Here is a 15192-nt window from a genome sequence, read left to right as displayed (position 1 = left end):
ATGGCTCTGCTCGACGTACGTGACCTGTCGGTCGTCTTCCGGCGCAAGGGCGCCGAGCCGTTCACCGCGGTGGACGGCGTCGATTTCGCCGTGGAGCCCGGCCAGACGGTCGGGCTGGTCGGCGAGTCCGGCTGCGGCAAGTCGGTGACCAGCCTGGCGATCATGGGCCTGTTGCCGCGCCGCGGCAACACGGTCACCGGCGAGGTGCTGTTCGACGGCACCGACCTGCTCCAGCTGCGCCCGCAGGACCTGCGCGACCGGCGCGGCCGGGACATCGGCATGATCTTCCAGGACCCGCTGTCCTCACTGAACCCGGTGATCCCGCTCGGCCTGCAGGTGGCCGAGGTGCTGGAACGCCACCAGGGCAAGACCCGGCAGGCGGCGCTGCGCCAGGCCCGGGAGCTGCTCGACGCGGTCGGCATCCCGGATCCGGCGCGCCGGCTCGGCGAGTTCCCGCACCAGCTCTCCGGCGGCATGCGGCAGCGCACGCTGATCGCGATCGCGCTGGCCTGCAAGCCACGCCTGCTGATCGCCGACGAGCCGACGACGGCGCTGGACGTGACCATCCAGGCGCAGATCCTGTCCCTGCTCAAGGACCTGGTCGAGCGGTCCGGCACGGCCCTGGTGATGATCACCCATGACCTCGGGGTGGTGGCCGGGCTCTGCGACACGGTCAACGTGCTGTACGCCGGCAAGGTGGTCGAGCGGGCCGGGCGGCACGACCTCTTCGGGGACCCGCGACATCCGTACACGCATGGGCTTCTGCAGTCGGTGCCCCGGCTGGACGCCGGCCGCGGCGAGTGCCTGCACCAGATCCGCGGCTCGGTCAGCGACAACATCCCGTGGTCGGCCGGCTGCGCCTTCGCGCCGCGCTGCGACCGGGTGACCGACGACTGCGTGGGCGAGACGGTGCCGCTCGAACCCACCCGGCGGCACAACGGCGCGCTGCGGTGCGTCAACCCCGTCCCCCAGGAGGTCCCGGCATGAGTGACACGCTGGTCGAGATCGACGAGCTCAAGGTCCATTTTCCGATCAAAAGTGGACTGCTCTTCGACCGTACCGTAGGCCGGGTCTTTGCCGTCGACGGTGTTTCTCTGAAGATCAACCGGGGCGAGACCTACGGACTGGTCGGCGAGTCCGGCTGCGGCAAGTCGACCCTGGGCCGCGGCCTGCTCCGGCTGGTCGAACCGACCAGCGGGAAGATCATTTTCGACGGTACGGACGTCCGCGCGCTCAAGGGCGAGCAGATGCGGCTGTTCCGCCGCCGCATCCAGATGGTGTTCCAGGACCCGATGTCCAGCCTCGATCCCCGCCAGTCGGTGGAGTCCCTGCTGGTCGAAGGTCTCAAGGCGCACAATCTGCACAAGGACCGGGCGGAGGTACGGCGTCGGCTCCGGTCCACCCTCGACTCGGTCGGCCTGCCCGCGTCGACGCTCAACAAGTACCCGCACGAGTTCTCCGGCGGCCAGCGCCAGCGCATCGGCATCGCCCGCGCCCTGATCCTCGGCCCGGAGCTGATCGTGGCCGACGAGCCGGTCTCCGCGCTGGACGTCTCGATCCAGGCGCAGGTCGTCAACCTGCTCGGCGACCTGCAGGAGTCGCTCGGCCTGACCTACCTGGTGATCGCCCACGACCTGGCCGTCGTCCGGCACATCTCGGACACGATCGGCGTGATGTACCTGGGCGCGCTGGTCGAGGAGGCGGACGGCGACCAACTCTACGAGCGGCCGCTGCACCCGTACACCCGGGCCCTGCTCTCGGCCGTGCCGGTCCCCGACCCCTGGACCGAGGACCGGCGCGAGCGGATCCTGCTCGCCGGCGACCTGCCGTCCCCGGCCGACCCACCGAGCGGATGCCGGTTCCGCACCCGTTGTCCCTGGTCCCAGCGCCGCTGCGCGGAGGACCGGCCGGCGCTGCGGGTCTTCGACCCGTCCGGGCAGCGGGTGGCCTGCCACTTCGCCGCGGAGATCCAGAGCGGTGAGCTGCGGATGCACGAGGTGCGCACCGAACTCGTCCGCCCGGCCACGGACGCGGCCCCCGACGTCGGCGCCGGCCTGATCCAAGCCCCGACAGACCTTCCTTAAACCATTATTTCGGTACGGCGAGGGAGCACCCGATCGTCGAACGAGGTGATCGCGGCCGTGCCGACCAGCCAGCTCACGCCGATCACGAGCAGGATCCGCTCCAGCACCGCGCTCGTGGCGCCGCGCCCGGCGAACAGCATCATCAGGCCCAGCGCGCCGCCCAGCGGCACGGTCAGCGCCAGGGCGGCCGCCGTCAGCCGCCGGGTCACCGCCCACCCGGCCGTCCACCAGGTCACGGCCATCGCCGCGGCCAGGACGAGCATGCCCAGGACGCTGGCGGCGGCGTGCACGACATCGGTGGGCGTCGTCGGCTCGAACGGCGGCAACGGGCAGCCCGCGCTGCACGCCACCACCCCGGACGTGCCGGCCAGCCCGGCCGTGACCAGCAGCAATGGGCCGATCACCGGCCGGGCCCGGCCGAGCAGCGCGACCCCCGCCGCGAGCAGGACCAAACCCAGGCGATAGACCACGGCATACGGGTGACCGGCCGCCCCCGCCTCGCTCACATAGCCCCGCCACCACGGCCCCGGCCCGGCGACCAGCGCGAACAGCATGACGCCGGCGCCCGCGGTGACCACCAGACCGGCCGCCGCGGCGAGCCGGTTGATCCCAGGACGCATGCGCCGGACTGTAGCCGCGGCGGGCACCACCCCCGGAACCGGACCGGCGGTTCGCGGCCTTGGTTCCGATCCGCAGATGGCGCTGTCGGACAGGAGGTCCGACGTGGCGTGATGCTCTGGCATGAATGTGCCGGAGGAGAAGAATAAGAGGTGAAACGGTCCCGCATGAAAGATCCGATTTCATGAACGTTCCCTTCCTGGTGGTGGACACCCCGCAGGTCAGCTGCGTAAGTGAGTCCGGCGACGCGGCGACCCAGGTAGTCGTGCGCGGACGATGGGACGGCGCGCTGCGACAGGAGACCTCGCGCGTGCTGCGGGCCTGCGTGGCCGAGGCACCCCTGGTGGTGCTGGTCGACCTGGCGCAGCTGCAGGACCCGTTCGGCGAGTCCGCGTCGACCTGGCACATCGCCGGCCGATTCGCCGTCGAGGCCGGCCGGCAGGTCACGCTGGTGCTGTGCGCCGCGCCGCCGGCCGTCCGGCGGCGGATGTCGACCGGTGGCGGCGACCACGTGCTGGTGCTGGCCGACAGCGTCGACGCGGCGCGGGCCGACGAGCCGGTGCTGACCGGCGGCGTCCGGCAGCGGCACATGACCCTGCCCGCGCAGCATGCCGCGTGCGTGCTGGCCCGCACCATGGCCGGGGGCGCCTGCCTGGCCTTCGGCGCGGCGCACCTGGCCGATCCGGCCCGGCTGATCGTGTCGGAGCTGGTCGCCAACGCGCTCCAGCACGCCGGAACGGAGGTCGACGTGTGGGTCTCGCTGCGTGGCCCGGTGGTGCACCTGGCCGTCCAGGACGGCAACCCGGAGCTGCCACGGGTGCTCGAGGCCGCCCCGGAACGCGGTGCCGCGCTGCCCCGATCCGGGCTGGGTCTGCGCGCGGTGTCCGCCGCGGCCACCGCGTGGGGGGCGCTGCCGTCCCGGCGCGGCAAGGTGGTCTGGGCGACCCTGGCCATCCGGGGGACGACATGACGTACTTCACCGATGACGGCAGCCGCCTGCACGTGGCCGTGCGCCACGACGGCGACCGGACGACGGTCACCGTGACCGGTGAACTGGACCTGCTCAGCGGGCCGCCGCTGATGCGGCTGCTGGAGGACGCGCTGGACGACAGCGTGAAACAGCTGGACGTGGCGGCGGCCCAGCTCGACTTCGTCGACGTCGCCGGGGTCCGGGTGCTGCTGGCCGCCCATCGGCTCGCCGTGGAGCGCGGGGTCGAGCTGCGGCTGTGTGACCCGCCGCCGCACGTGGTCTGGCTGTTGCGCGTGATCGACGAGGCCGGGCTGCTGCTCGGCGGCAATCCCCGCGACGGCGACCTGCCGCCGCATCCCTACGGCTCGTCACCGACGAGCCCGGCCGTCCGATTCGTGGACGACGCGACCGCTCGGGCCGACGAACGTGACCGGCGGGCCGACGAGCGGGACCGGCGCGCCGACGAGCGCGACGAGCAGGCCGCCGACCGGGACCGGCTCGCCGAGGAACGTGATCGGCTGGCCGAGGAGCGGGAGGAGCACGTCCGCCAGCATCAGCGGTGGGAGGACGTCCGGGAGGAACTGGCCGACGCCCGGGAGCGCGCCCTCGAACGCCGCGAGCAGGACGAGCCGGAGCCCTGATGCCCTGACCTCACGATGGGGTGGGCGCGACGGTCGGCGCCGGTTGGGATGCCGTCGGAGTCGGCTCGATCGACGACGGAGACGGTGAGCGGGACGGTGCGGGCGCCGAGGCAGGTCCGCTCGGCACCGCGGGCCGGGTCGGCGACGCCGGTGCGGCGGGCGGTGTCGGTGCCGGATCCCCGGGGCGCAGCACGGCGAACACCGTGATCGACACCGCCGCGGCGGCGAGGCCGGCGGTCAGCGGCAGCCACCACCGGGCCGGCCCGGCGCGGCGGGCGGCCCGGGACGGCGCCGGCTCGTGGCGCAGGTCCCGGCTCGTGACGGCGGCGGCCCGGGCGGACAGCGCTCCCCGCAGCCGCCGTTCCAGATCGGTTTCGGTCAACTCTCCCCCAGTTCGGCGCGCAGCAGCGTCAGCGCGCGGTGCGCGGTCGACTTGACGGTCCCGGCGGTGATCCGCAGCGCGCCGGCGATCTCCCGCTCGGAGAGCCCCGACCAGTAGCGCAGGACGATCACCTGCCGCTGACGGGTGGTGAGCCGGCGCAGCGCCCGGATCACCTCCCGGTCGCCCGCGCCGAGCAGGGCCTCGTCCTCGGCGGCCGGCGCCGGGTCCGGCCGCGGCGGCAGGTAGGCCCGGCTGATCCGGCGCCGGCGCAGCACCGAGCGCGCCGCGTTCATGACGGCCGACACCAGGTAGGCGCTCGGATCGTCGAGCGCGTCCAGCCCGGTGCCGTGGCGGCGGTAGAGCCGGGTGAAGACGTCCTGGACGACGTCCTCCGCGGTGGGCAGGTCGTCGACCATGAGCACGGCCATCCGGACCAGCGGCAGCCGGCGCTCCCGGTAGAGCTCGTGGATCGCGGACGCCCCGGTCGTCGCCGTCGCGACCGGGCCGGACGTGGTCCCCCGTCTCCAGAGCGGCAACGACCAGGGCCTCGGCAGCACGAAGATCACAAAAGGCCTCGCGGGGTGGGTCGGGGTGATGGGTGGAGACCGGCGGCGCCGGCCGCACGGGCGGCCGGCGCGCGAGACCTCAGGAGGCGGCCGGGGTCGAGCTGCTCGGCGTCGGCGCGGCGGTCGGCGTCCGGGTCGAGCCGGACCGGGTGGGCGACGGCGCGGCGGTCGGCTTCCGCGTGGAGGCGGTGGGTGACGGCGCGACGGTCGGCTTCCGCGTGGAAGCGGTGGGCGACGGCACGGCGGTGGGCTTCCCGGTGTAGGCGGAGGGCGACGGCGCCGCGGTCGGCTCCCCCGTGAAGGCGGACGGCGACGGCGCCGCGGTCGAGGCCGTCGGGGCCGGGGCCGGGGTGGCGTCGTCGGCGAAGGCCGCCGCGGCGGACACCCCGCCGACGGCGAGGACGGCCACGGCTCCGGCGGCGACCGCGAAGGTCCGGGTAGATCTGCGCATCTCAAGGCTCCAGCACTGTCGGTCGGGTGCACTGTCGCCCGGAAGGACGCGCCGAACCGCAAAAGGTTGGCGGCTTTACTGTGACCCGCGACACATCCAGCGATCAGGCGTCGATCGGGCGCAGCTCGTCGGCGTAGCTGACGGCCTGGCGGCGCAGGACGCCGTCGCCGCTGATCGAGTACTGGCCCATCCGCCACAGTGGCGGTGAGTAGGCGTGCAGCGTCACCGAGCCGTCGACCGAGCCGCCCATCCGGTGGATGTGGTCGGGGCCGAAGGCGAAGCTCCGGCCGGCCGGGACGACGCGGGTGGCCGGCTCGCCGCCGATTCGCGGGTTCGCCTCGGTGACCGCGCCGCGGACCACCGCGACCGCGCCGGACGAGACGTCGTGGTCGTGCCAGCCGGTGTCGTCCGCGACGTTCCAGCAGAGCACCCAGACGTCGATGTCACCGTCGCGGTACAGCGAGGCGTAGTGCCGTTTGCCGGTGTCGTGGCGGACCAGGTCTTCCCAGAGCTCCGGGCGGGCGGCCAACTCGGCGACCCAGCGTTGCAGTTCCTTCGGGGTCAGGACACGGCCGGGAAGGGCGGGAAGCACGCCGGGGCCGGCGACCGTCGTCATCGTGGAGCTCCGTTCAAGAGGTGGCGCGGGTTGGCGGTGAACATGGCGTGGGTGAAGGCGGCGCCCAGGCCGGGGGCGGCGGGCTCCGCGTACGGCCGGTCGGAGCCGTGCACGATCGGGTCGACGCCGACCACCCGGACCATCGCGTCGATCGCCCGGGTGCCGTACGACGAGGTCTCGTAGTACACAGCCGGATCGACCGGCCCCAGCGCTCCCCCGCGCGCGGCCAGCCGCTCGTGGTGCAGCGGCGCGAGCCCGGCCAGCGCGACGAACGCGATCCGCAGCCGGGGGTGCGCGCGCCGCCCGGCGATGTGCCAGGCCAGCCAGGCGCGGTGCTGCTGGGCCACGTAGGGCACCAGGGCGGGCCACCAGGACGGCAGGTCGGGTGCGCAGGCCGGCGCCGGCCCGGGGTGCACCAGCACCGGTTTGTCCGCGGCCTCGGCCTCGGCCAGCAGCGGCCCCATCCGGGTGATGTCGGCCGGGTCGGCGAGCGCGGTCGCGGGCAGTTGCAGGCCGGCGATCCGGTCCTCGCGCAGCACCTTGGCCAGCGCCGACGGGTCCGGGTGGGCGATCGGGGCGGCGGCCCAGATCCGGTACGGCTCGGGCAGCTCGAGGGCGCTCTCGTGCCAGATGTCGATGAGCTCGGCGCCGTCGTCGCCGGGCAGGTGCTCGATGCCGAGCGGGCTGGAGAGCGAGAGCAGCACCTGCTCGCGGCCCTCGGCGAGCTCGCGGTCGCGGCGGCGGGCGACGTCGTGCGCGGCGGGGTCCACCCGGTACGGCGCCTCGCCGGGCAGGTGCAGCGTCCAGTCCCGCAGGTAGGGGTAGGTGTCGCGGCGGCGCAGGGCGGCCAGGAAACGCTCCGGCCACAGGTGCTGGTGACAGTCGATCAGCATCCCGGCACCTCCGATCACCCCGGTAGGAGTGAAGCGCTTCACTCGTGGCCTAAGTGAAGCGCTTCACTCGGGTTTGCGCAAGGTGATCTCAGAGACCGGTCTGGTTGCGACGGTGTTACCCTCGGCCGATGCAACGAGGGCAAACCCGGCGCACGCTGCAGGACCTGGCCACCGCCGCCGGTCTGTCGCTCGCCGCCACCTCGTACGCGCTGCGCGGGGTCCGCGGCTCCCCCGCCACCATCCGCCGGGTGCGGGACCTCGCCACCGAGATGGGCTACACCGTCGACCCGATCGCCCGTGCGCTGGCCAGTGGGCGTACCGGATCGGTGGGGGTCAGTGGGTCGCTGCGTGATCTGTGGCAGCAGGATCTCTCGGTGATGCTGACCCGGGCGCTCCGGCACCGGGGGCGGTACGCGACGATCGCCGACGCCGACGCCGACCCGGAGCAGGAGCGCCTGATCGTCGAGCAGTTCGTGGCGCAGCGGGTGGACGGCGCACTGGTCTCGCCGGTCGATCCGGCCGCCGACTACTGGCGGCTGCTCGGCCCGGAGATCGCCGTCGTCTCGATCGGGGACGCCCTGGTCGCCCGCCCGGGCTCGGGCAGCGTGCTGTTCGACAACGCCTACGGCGCGCGCACCGCCCTGGCCCATCTGACCGAGTTGGGTCACCGCCGGATCGGGCTGCTGGCCCCGTCGCTACCGACCACCCCGGGTCGCCCGGCCGAGGTCCTCGCCGGGGAGATCGCCGCCGAGCTGGGCATCGAGCTGACCGTCGTCGCCGCGCCGGCCGCCACCACCGACGCGGTCACCGTGGTGGCCGCGATGCTCGCCGGCCCCGGGCGCCCGACCGGCGTGTTCTGCCTGACCGATTCGCTCGCGTTCGCGGTGTACCGGGCCGCCCGCGAGGCCGGGCTGCGGATCCCGGCCGACCTGTCGGTGGTCGGCTACGACGACCATCAGCTGGCGGCGCTGGTCGAGCCGGGCCTGACCACGATGGCCTGGGACGAGGACGCGATCGTCGAGGCGGCGGTCGCCCAGCTGGACGAGCCGGCCGACGCCCCGGTGTTCCGCCCGGAGCTGGTGATCAGGAGCTCGACCAGCCCGATCGCAGCAGCTCGATGAGGGTGTCGAGGTCGCGCCCGAACGGCCGGTCCGCGGTGCCGTCCGGCAGGGTTCCGGCGGGCAGCAGCGAGGCCGGCGCGCCGGACAACAGCTGAGCCTGGTGCACGGCGAGCAGTTCGCAGGCCAGCACGTCACGCAGCCCGTCGATCGCCTCCCCCAGGCATTCGGCGGCCTCGAACCCGAAGCTCTGCACGTCCTCCTGGCCGAGCGAGGTCTCCATCGCGCCGATCAGCGCCGGCATCGCGAACCGGCGGGTCCGGTGCGCCACCGCGACCGCCCGCTTGTGCACGGTGACCATCCCGGCGTGCAGGCCGGGCGCGTCGGACAGCTGCTTCGGCAGCCCGGTGACCGCCGGGTCCAGCAGCCGGTGCAGCCGGGCCGTGCCGACCTCGGCCAGGTGGACGAGCGCGGTGGTCAGCGCGCCGCAGGCGGCGACCAGGTCGGTGCCGGCGAACCCGACGGTCCCGTAGAACCGGCCGTCCAGGTGCGCGGGCGAGTCGGTGACGCCGGTCAGCGCGCGCTCGGCGGCCGCGTCCAGGGCGGCGGTCGCGCGGACCAGCACGGCCAGCGCCGGCCCGGTCACCCGGAAGGACACCGGCGCCTGCAGGGCCCGGACCGGTCCGTCGCCACGCGCCTGCAGAAGACCGGCATTGATCGTACGGAGCTCGTCGTCCCCGGCCGCCAGCTCCGGGCGCAGCGGATCGGTGCTCGCCCCGGCCACCGCCTGGGTCGCCCCGGCCACCGCGATCACCTGCTCGACCAGGACCCGCACGTCGGCGGCGGCCAGCACCGCGAGCCCGGTCAGGCCGGGCACGCCCTGCAGGAACGCGATGCCCTCCTTGGCCTCGAAGGAGCGCGTCCGCAGCGCCGGGCCCGGGTCCGTCGCGTTGCCCGAGTCATCGAGGATCTGACCGGTTCCGATCAGGACGGCGCCGGCGTGCGCGAGCGGCAGGATCTCCCCGGCCGCGCCGCTGCCCCGGGCCGGGATGGCCGGCGTCACGCCGGCGTTCAGCAGGTCGGCCAGGTGCCGGCAGAGCTCCGGCGAGACGCCCGCGGCCGGGTGCAGCAGCGTCCGCAGGCGGGCGGCCAGCACCGCGCGGGCCTGGTCACGTCGCAGCCACGGCGCCGACCCGACGGCCCGGCCGGTCATCAGCGTGTCCTGGTGCCGCGCGCGGGCCGCGGCGTCCAGCCGGACCCCGGAGAGCGCGCCCATCCCGGTGTTGACACCGTAGACCGCCTGGTCACCGTCGAGCGCCGCCAACACCGACGCCCGGGTGGCGGCCACCTCGGCCAGCAGCGCGGGTTCCAGCACGACGCGGGTCGAGCTTCGGGCCAACAGAGCGATTTGGGTACGACCGAGGTCCGCCCCCGACCGCACCCGCACCTCACCGCTCATCGGTACCGCAGCATCGTCCCGGCCTCGACGGCCTCGGCCCGGGTCAGGATCAGGTGGGCGAGCGCCACGTCGAGGATCGACAGGCCCCGGTGCCAGAACAGGATCCGCTCGTCCGGGTGCTCGCGGCCCGGCTTGGCGCCGCTGACGATCTCGCCGATCTGGGCGTACAGCGTCTGCTCGCTGAGCCGGCCGGTGTCGACGTGCGCGCGCAGCGCCCCGAACCGGCCGGAGCGGGACTCCCGCCAGTCGTCGACGACCACCTTGTCCATCACGTCGAGCAGGTCCAGTTCGACGGCGCTGACCGTGCCGTACGGGACCACGAACGCACCGGGCTTGACTGCCGCCGTACGCAGGAGTGGTTGTGGTTTTTCCAGTCTTGAGGCTTCGACCAGGATGTCGGCGCCGTCGTAGACCTCGTCGGCGGTGGCGACCGCGCGGACCGGGGTGCCGGTGACCGCGCGCAGCCGGTCGGCGAACGCCTCGCGCGACTCGGGGCGGCGGCTGGTCACCCGGATCTCCTCGAGCGGGAAGAGCCGGTCGAGCATGGTCACGTTGGCGAACGCGGTGCCCCGCGCGCCGACGTGTCCCAGGATCCGGGAGTCCGGCCGGGCCAGGTGCTTGGCGCCGACCGCGGTCATCGCCCCGGTGCGGACCTCGGTGATCAGGGTGGCGTCCATGATCGCCAGCGGGACGCCGGTGGCCGGGTCGAACAGCGTCATCATGGCCAGCTCGCTGGGCAGGCCCTGCAGGTAGTTCGGGACGAAGTCGCCGACCACCTTCACCCCGCTCAGGCCGTGCTCGCCGAGCGTGGAGACGTGCCCGCGCAGGATGTTGAAGTGCCCGGCCCCGCCGTTGTCCGGCACCAGGTGGGTGCGCGGCTCGAAGACCGTCCGGCCCCGGCCGTGCGCGTCGACGACGTTCTCGACCGCGGCGATGACCTCGTCGGTGCCGATGTTCAGCTCGTCGATGTCGGCGCCGGAGAGGAACCGTAACCAGATCGCCCGCTCGTTGTGAATCATCACATGCACCATATCTCCCGTGTGTTTTAGAGTATTCACGGACGGCGCGGCAGCGAAGGGGTTCGATGGCACACGACGGGGCTGAGCAGTGGCTGCTCGAACTGGCGCAGGCGCACCGGCTCTCCCCGGCGCAGCGGCAGATCGTGCAGCGGATGCTCGGCATGTTCCCGGACGTCGCGTTCCTGTCGACCATCGAGATCGCCGAGCGCACCGGGGTCAGCCAGCCGACGGTCACCCGGCTGGCCACCGCGCTGGGCTTCGCCGGCTTCCCGGAGTTCCGCGCCGCGCTGCGGGACGCCGTCCTGGCCGGCATCCCGAACCAGCGCGGCCATCACCGGCAGGACGCCGGCCTCGCCGCGATCGACCAGGAACGCGCCAACCTGGAGAGCCTCAAACGGGTGGTCGCCGGCGACCCGATGGACCGGGCCGTGCGCCTGCTCGCCGGCCCCGGGCCGCTGGGCGTGGTCGGCCTGCGCGCGTCGGCCGCCCTGGCCTGCTACTTCGGGTATTTCGCCCGGCGGGTGCTGCCCGCGGTCAGCGTGTGCACCGACGCCGGCGGCATCGACGACGCGGTGCTGCAGCTGAGCCAGCAGGGCGCCGGCGCGCTGCTGGCCTTCGCCATGCCGCGCTACCCGGCCGGCACGGTCGCCGCGGTCCGGCTGGCCCGCACGCTCGGCCTGGCCACCGTGGTGATCGCCGACACCGCGCTGGTCCCGTTCGCCGTGGACGCGGACGTGCTGCTGGTCGCCCCGGTCGGCACCGGCCTGGTCTTCGACTCGCACGCGGCGGTGGTCACCCTGGCGATCAGCCTGCTCGACGCGATCGCCAAGACCGACCCGCACCGCACCCAGCAGCGGCTGGAGGCCCACGAGGCGCTGGTCGACCGCTGGGTCCACCACGACTGACCGCACGATCGCGTCAGAGCACGCGACCGCGATCCTGGGCGGCGCGGGCGCGGACCGCCGTACGGAAAGCGATGTCCTGATCTTCTTCCGAGATCGTGTCGTCGGCGTAGCCGGTGTAGAGCAACCGGCACGCGTGGATCCCGATCAGCAGGTCTTCGAGCAGGTCACGGGCCGGGCGGGCCGGATCCAGCGGGGTCAGCCGGACCAGGTCGTCCGGCTCGTCGGGATCCGGATCGTCGCCGGACCCGTCGCCGGCCGGGTCGTCGTCCTCGTCGTCGGCCTCGTCGCCGAGGTCGATGGCCAGATCGCGGGGCGCCAGGCCCTCGGCGACCAGCATCGCCTCCGCGACCATCTCGACGACCAGGCTGCGCGGCGAGTCGGCCAGCTCGAACAGGCCCAGGACCGCGGTCGGCGTCCGGTACGGCAGCGGCTCGATCGCGTCGGCCGACGCGACGACCAGCTCGGCCGGGATGCCGGACAGCTCGGCGACCACGTCGGCGGCCGCCTTGAGCCAGTGCGCCGCCGCGATCGCCGCGGCGGTCGGCTCGAGCTCGCGGAACAGCTCGCTGCCACCCAGCGGATCCTTGTCCAGAACGGCGTCGGCCGCGGCGACCTGCGCCGGGCTGGCGTCGGTACGGCTGAGCACCACCGCCTGCACCGCCCGCCCGGTCAGATCCCCCAGCTCGGCGTGCTCGACCGCGCCGATCTCGCCGGCCACGTCCGCCTCGACCGCCGCGGACAGCGCGTCGTCGCCGATCGCGTGCAGCGCCCGGCCGACCCGGTGGGCGTACTCCTGCACCGGGTCGTACTCGACGGTCAGGTAGCCGGCCTCGTCCACCAGGTGCGGCTTGCGGACGGCGTCGGTGACGGTGGCGAAGCCGTCCCGGGTCTGCTGGCGGCGCCAGCCCTCGGTGTTCGGCTCGGTGCTCGCCGCCGCGCTGGCCGGATGGGTGTAGCAGCGCCACAGGGCGTCGGACAGCCCGGTCAGCTGGGCGACCAGGTCGAGCCGTAACGCCTGCGGGGCCGCCCGCGGAACGGCGGCGACGACGGCCGCCAGGTGCCCGTGCCCGACGGCCCAGGTCCGGATCAGGGTGTTGCCGTCGTCGTCGATCGCGTAGTTGGTCACAGGATCATCCTCGGTGGTCAGCGGAACAGGCGGTCGAGCTGGGCGTCGATCAGTGCCAGCGCCTCGGCCGGCCGGTACAGGCCGATCAGGATCGGGCCGACCAGGCCCTGGGTGAGGAAATACATCGCGGGCGCCTCCACCTCGGGGTCGATGCCGTCGCGCAGCTCGCCGAGCCGGGCCGCCTCCCGGAAGCTCGCCACCGTGACGGTCAGGATGCGGGCGTACCCGTCGCGCAACTGCCGCGCGTACTCCGGGGTGACGGTCGCGGCCGAGAAGAACGCGATGTTCACGCACGCCTCCTCGCGGCCGGGCCCGTCGACCGGGAGCATCACCGCGGTGGCCGCCCGGATCAGCTCGCGGCGGCCGGGCTCGCGGCCCGGCCCGTGCAGGGCGGCCAGCGCGGTCTGCAGCCGGGCCAGCACCCGCTCCCGCATGTGGGCCAGGGCGAACAGCAGCATCTGCTGCTTGGCCGGGAAGTAGTGCTGCACCGTGCCCATCGAGACGCCGGCCTGCTCGGCGACGTCGCGCAGGCTGACCGCCTCGAACCCGCGGGTGCCGATGACGGCGAAGACCGCCTCGGCCAGCAGCCGGCGGCGCTGCTCGTGATCGACCTGCTTCGGCACCCACCGAACCTATCTCATGCGCCCGCATTGCCATCCGGCGGCGCCCGCCTTTACGATGCAGTCGCATTACAAAACGGGAGGGTGGCCATGGGCATCGCATACGCCGCGAACGGCGACACCAAAATCGCTTACGAGACCTTCGGTACGGCCGGTGAGCCGCTGCTCCTGGTTCTCGGGCTGGACTACCAGATGGTCTGGTGGCACGACGCGTTCTGTGCGCGCCTGGTCGAGGCCGGTTTCCACGTCGCCCGCTACGACAACCGCGACACCGGGCTGTCCACGCACTTCCCGGCACCGGCCGGCACCAGCCCCTGGCGGGCGGCGCTCGGCGGCGGCCGGCCCGCCTACACGATGGCCGACATGGTCGGCGACGGGCTGGCGGTGATGGACGCGCTCGGCTGGGCCGGCGCGCACGTCCTCGGCGGCACCTCGGCGATCGCGCAGGCCATGGCGTTGCTGCACCCCGAGCGGGTACGTGGCCTCACGCTCTGCATGAGCGCCCCGGCCACCGCGGGCCTGCTGGGGACCCTGCGTCACCTCAAGTTCGGCATCTTCCGCGAGATCCGCAAGCTGCCCCGGGCCACCACGCCGCAGGAGAAGGTCGAGTACCTGATCGCGACCTACCGGCTGCAGGCCTCGCCCGGCTACCCGTTCCCCGAGGAGTGGGTGCGCGAGGTGGCCACGCTCAGCGAACAGCGCGCGCCGTACGACCCGGGCACCACCCAGCGGCACCTCGCCGCCGGCCGGGCCACCAGGCTGCCGCCGCTGTCCGGCATCACCGCGCCCACCCTGGTCGTCTCGGGCGCCGACGATCCGATGGTCAAGGTCAGCGGGGGTCGCGCCCTGGCCGCGCAGATCCCCGGCGCGCGGTTCGTGCTCTACCCCGGCGTCGGCCACGACCTGCCCGAGGCCATCTGGGACGACATGATCGCCCGAATGCCCCGCGCCGAGGCGCCGGCCTGAGCGCAGGCCCAGACCTTCCGCCGGCGCGGCCTCGCCCGCGGTGATCGGCGGTTCGCGTGCCTAACGGTGCTGGAGCTGCCCCTGCCGCACGGCCGCATGCCACGTGTCCAGAGTCAGGGCTTTGTCCGGGCCGATGCCGGCCACCTGGATCGCCACCCCGTCCGACCGGACGAGGTAGACGGTGGGACGCGTCCCGGAACGGTCGATGCGGTGGCCGGCGTAATCGGCGTACGTCCGGATGCCGGCCTCGGCGAGTCGGTCGAGAAGGACCCGGCCGATCCCGTGCGGAGGCAGATCAGCCAGCCTGACCCCGAGGGCCGCCTGCTGCCCGCGGCCGCGAGCAGGGCTCGCGGCCGGCGCCTCCGGGCGAGCCGGAGCCGCGTAGGCCCGTACCTGAGGAGTGGGTGCCCAGACCGGGGCGGAGGACAGGTCATCGAACGCTGGGGCCGGCACGATCGCAACAGGAGCCGGTCTCGGGGCCATCTGCGACACCACCACGGCCGGACGGGCCGGACGGGCCGGAACCCGGGAGCGGCCGTGCCGGTACCAGGCCGACATCGCGGCCATGTACACCAGCCAACACAGGTAGGCGGTCTCCAGCCACCCGCCGAACACGTAGTACGGCCACGTCAGCGCGAACCAGGCGACGCCCAGGCCGATCACCGCGACGACGACCTTCATGCCGCCGGACGCCTCGGAACGACTCATTCCCGCCTACTCCTCTGCCTTCGTACCGGTGCGGTTCCATCGGCCCGCGGGGGCCGAGACTTGAGGACTGAGCAGCGGCTTTGACCCGTGCCGGGCAGATGATGTTGATA

18 protein-coding genes are annotated in these 15192 nt (G+C 73.7%); 7 read left to right on the top strand and 11 right to left on the bottom strand.

Features of this window, described 5'->3' with window-relative positions; translation table 11 throughout:
- Nucleotides 1–987: an ABC transporter ATP-binding protein gene (locus L3i22_RS24945; RefSeq protein WP_221329369.1), complete on the top strand. Its 987-nt coding sequence runs from the start codon at nucleotides 1–3 to the stop codon at nucleotides 985–987.
- Nucleotides 984–2084, top strand: coding sequence for an ABC transporter ATP-binding protein (locus L3i22_RS24940; RefSeq protein ID WP_221329368.1), 1101 nt, complete (start codon nucleotides 984–986; stop codon nucleotides 2082–2084). Before L3i22_RS24945 ends, L3i22_RS24940 begins: the two co-directional genes overlap by 4 nt.
- On the opposite strand, the gene L3i22_RS24935 is transcribed toward L3i22_RS24940, so the two are convergent.
- Entirely contained in the window at nucleotides 2081–2704 is a 624-nt protein-coding gene (locus tag L3i22_RS24935; protein WP_221329367.1) for a DUF998 domain-containing protein, read from the bottom strand. The genes L3i22_RS24940 and L3i22_RS24935 overlap by 4 nt on opposite strands.
- 182 nt (nucleotides 2705–2886) lie before the next feature.
- Between L3i22_RS24935 and L3i22_RS24930 the strand changes: the two genes are divergently transcribed.
- Both L3i22_RS24930 and L3i22_RS24925 read left to right on the top strand, forming a co-directional pair.
- The gene (locus L3i22_RS24930; protein WP_221329366.1) at nucleotides 2887–3672 is read left to right on the top strand and encodes an anti-sigma regulatory factor; all 786 of its coding nucleotides are present in this window, start codon (nucleotides 2887–2889) and stop codon (nucleotides 3670–3672) included.
- Nucleotides 3669–4313 carry an STAS domain-containing protein gene (locus L3i22_RS24925; RefSeq protein ID WP_221329365.1) on the top strand — a complete coding sequence of 215 codons (645 nt, stop codon included), beginning with the start codon at nucleotides 3669–3671 and terminating at the stop codon, nucleotides 4311–4313. The genes L3i22_RS24930 and L3i22_RS24925 overlap by 4 nt, the downstream gene beginning before the upstream one ends.
- 10 nt (nucleotides 4314–4323) lie before the next feature.
- Here the strand turns inward: L3i22_RS24925 and L3i22_RS24920 are convergent, their stop codons facing one another.
- The 5 genes from L3i22_RS24920 to L3i22_RS24900 form a co-directional block, all read right to left on the bottom strand.
- Nucleotides 4324–4695: a hypothetical protein gene (locus L3i22_RS24920; protein ID WP_221329364.1), complete on the bottom strand. Its 372-nt coding sequence runs from the start codon at nucleotides 4693–4695 to the stop codon at nucleotides 4324–4326.
- Nucleotides 4692–5252 (bottom strand): RNA polymerase sigma factor, encoded by a 561-nt coding sequence (locus tag L3i22_RS24915; protein WP_255658565.1) that lies wholly within the window; start codon nucleotides 5250–5252, stop codon nucleotides 4692–4694. Before L3i22_RS24915 ends, L3i22_RS24920 begins: the two co-directional genes overlap by 4 nt.
- Nucleotides 5253–5340: 88 nt before the next feature.
- Nucleotides 5341–5712: a hypothetical protein gene (locus L3i22_RS24910; RefSeq protein ID WP_221329362.1), complete on the bottom strand. Its 372-nt coding sequence runs from the start codon at nucleotides 5710–5712 to the stop codon at nucleotides 5341–5343.
- A gap of 103 nt (nucleotides 5713–5815) precedes the next feature.
- On the bottom strand, nucleotides 5816–6328 hold the full coding sequence (locus tag L3i22_RS24905) for a cysteine dioxygenase family protein (protein ID WP_221329361.1): 513 nt from the start codon (nucleotides 6326–6328) through the stop codon (nucleotides 5816–5818).
- On the bottom strand, nucleotides 6325–7221 hold the full coding sequence (locus tag L3i22_RS24900; RefSeq protein WP_221329360.1) for an amidohydrolase family protein: 897 nt from the start codon (nucleotides 7219–7221) through the stop codon (nucleotides 6325–6327). The genes L3i22_RS24905 and L3i22_RS24900 overlap by 4 nt, the downstream gene beginning before the upstream one ends.
- Before the next feature lie 128 nt (nucleotides 7222–7349).
- Between L3i22_RS24900 and L3i22_RS24895 the strand changes: the two genes are divergently transcribed.
- Nucleotides 7350–8342: a LacI family DNA-binding transcriptional regulator gene (locus L3i22_RS24895; protein WP_221329359.1), complete on the top strand. Its 993-nt coding sequence runs from the start codon at nucleotides 7350–7352 to the stop codon at nucleotides 8340–8342.
- Here L3i22_RS24895 and L3i22_RS24890 read toward each other — a convergent pair.
- Both L3i22_RS24890 and L3i22_RS24885 read right to left on the bottom strand, forming a co-directional pair.
- Nucleotides 8305–9678 (bottom strand): aromatic amino acid lyase, encoded by a 1374-nt coding sequence (locus L3i22_RS24890; RefSeq protein WP_255658564.1) that lies wholly within the window; start codon nucleotides 9676–9678, stop codon nucleotides 8305–8307. The genes L3i22_RS24895 and L3i22_RS24890 overlap by 38 nt on opposite strands.
- 56 nt (nucleotides 9679–9734) lie before the next feature.
- Complete coding sequence (locus tag L3i22_RS24885; RefSeq protein ID WP_221329357.1) at nucleotides 9735–10757, bottom strand: ornithine cyclodeaminase family protein; 1023 nt, start codon at nucleotides 10755–10757, stop codon at nucleotides 9735–9737.
- A gap of 65 nt (nucleotides 10758–10822) precedes the next feature.
- On the opposite strand from L3i22_RS24885, the gene L3i22_RS24880 reads away from it, so the two are divergent.
- Entirely contained in the window at nucleotides 10823–11662 is an 840-nt protein-coding gene (locus L3i22_RS24880) for a MurR/RpiR family transcriptional regulator (protein ID WP_221329356.1), read from the top strand.
- Nucleotides 11663–11675: 13 nt separating this feature from the next.
- On the opposite strand, the gene L3i22_RS24875 is transcribed toward L3i22_RS24880, so the two are convergent.
- Complete coding sequence (locus tag L3i22_RS24875; RefSeq protein WP_221329355.1) at nucleotides 11676–12788, bottom strand: hypothetical protein; 1113 nt, start codon at nucleotides 12786–12788, stop codon at nucleotides 11676–11678.
- A 17-nt stretch (nucleotides 12789–12805) separates the two neighbouring features.
- Complete coding sequence (locus L3i22_RS24870) at nucleotides 12806–13411, bottom strand: TetR/AcrR family transcriptional regulator (protein ID WP_221329354.1); 606 nt, start codon at nucleotides 13409–13411, stop codon at nucleotides 12806–12808.
- Nucleotides 13412–13498: 87 nt separating this feature from the next.
- On the opposite strand from L3i22_RS24870, the gene L3i22_RS24865 reads away from it, so the two are divergent.
- Nucleotides 13499–14374 carry an alpha/beta fold hydrolase gene (locus L3i22_RS24865; protein WP_221329353.1) on the top strand — a complete coding sequence of 292 codons (876 nt, stop codon included), beginning with the start codon at nucleotides 13499–13501 and terminating at the stop codon, nucleotides 14372–14374.
- 60 nt (nucleotides 14375–14434) lie between these two features.
- Here the strand turns inward: L3i22_RS24865 and L3i22_RS24860 are convergent, their stop codons facing one another.
- Nucleotides 14435–15082: a hypothetical protein gene (locus L3i22_RS24860; RefSeq protein ID WP_221329352.1), complete on the bottom strand. Its 648-nt coding sequence runs from the start codon at nucleotides 15080–15082 to the stop codon at nucleotides 14435–14437.
- Nucleotides 15083–15192 lie beyond the last annotated feature (110 nt).

The organism is Actinoplanes sp. L3-i22 (assembly GCF_019704555.1).
GTDB lineage: Bacteria > Actinomycetota > Actinomycetes > Mycobacteriales > Micromonosporaceae > Actinoplanes.
The sequence above is the reverse complement of the archived record's forward strand: the minus strand, read 5'-3'. Positions and strand labels throughout refer to the sequence as shown.

What these genes read in the sequence shown, in the direction of transcription:
- L3i22_RS24945 (WP_221329369.1), top strand. Translation starts at nt 1, where the DNA reads ATGGCTCTGCTCGACGTACGTGACCTGTCGGTCGTCTTCCGGCGCAAG.
- L3i22_RS24885 (WP_221329357.1), bottom strand. Translation starts at nt 10,757, where the DNA reads ATGATTCACAACGAGCGGGCGATCTGGTTACGGTTCCTCTCCGGCGCC.
- L3i22_RS24940 (WP_221329368.1), top strand. Translation starts at nt 984, where the DNA reads ATGAGTGACACGCTGGTCGAGATCGACGAGCTCAAGGTCCATTTTCCG.
- L3i22_RS24930 (WP_221329366.1), top strand. Translation starts at nt 2,887, where the DNA reads ATGAACGTTCCCTTCCTGGTGGTGGACACCCCGCAGGTCAGCTGCGTA.
- L3i22_RS24895 (WP_221329359.1), top strand. Translation starts at nt 7,350, where the DNA reads ATGCAACGAGGGCAAACCCGGCGCACGCTGCAGGACCTGGCCACCGCC.
- L3i22_RS24905 (WP_221329361.1), bottom strand. Translation starts at nt 6,328, where the DNA reads ATGACGACGGTCGCCGGCCCCGGCGTGCTTCCCGCCCTTCCCGGCCGT.
- L3i22_RS24880 (WP_221329356.1), top strand. Translation starts at nt 10,823, where the DNA reads ATGGCACACGACGGGGCTGAGCAGTGGCTGCTCGAACTGGCGCAGGCG.
- L3i22_RS24865 (WP_221329353.1), top strand. Translation starts at nt 13,499, where the DNA reads ATGGGCATCGCATACGCCGCGAACGGCGACACCAAAATCGCTTACGAG.
- L3i22_RS24860 (WP_221329352.1), bottom strand. Translation starts at nt 15,082, where the DNA reads ATGAGTCGTTCCGAGGCGTCCGGCGGCATGAAGGTCGTCGTCGCGGTG.
- L3i22_RS24925 (WP_221329365.1), top strand. Translation starts at nt 3,669, where the DNA reads ATGACGTACTTCACCGATGACGGCAGCCGCCTGCACGTGGCCGTGCGC.
- L3i22_RS24900 (WP_221329360.1), bottom strand. Translation starts at nt 7,221, where the DNA reads ATGCTGATCGACTGTCACCAGCACCTGTGGCCGGAGCGTTTCCTGGCC.
- L3i22_RS24935 (WP_221329367.1), bottom strand. Translation starts at nt 2,704, where the DNA reads ATGCGTCCTGGGATCAACCGGCTCGCCGCGGCGGCCGGTCTGGTGGTC.
- L3i22_RS24910 (WP_221329362.1), bottom strand. Translation starts at nt 5,712, where the DNA reads ATGCGCAGATCTACCCGGACCTTCGCGGTCGCCGCCGGAGCCGTGGCC.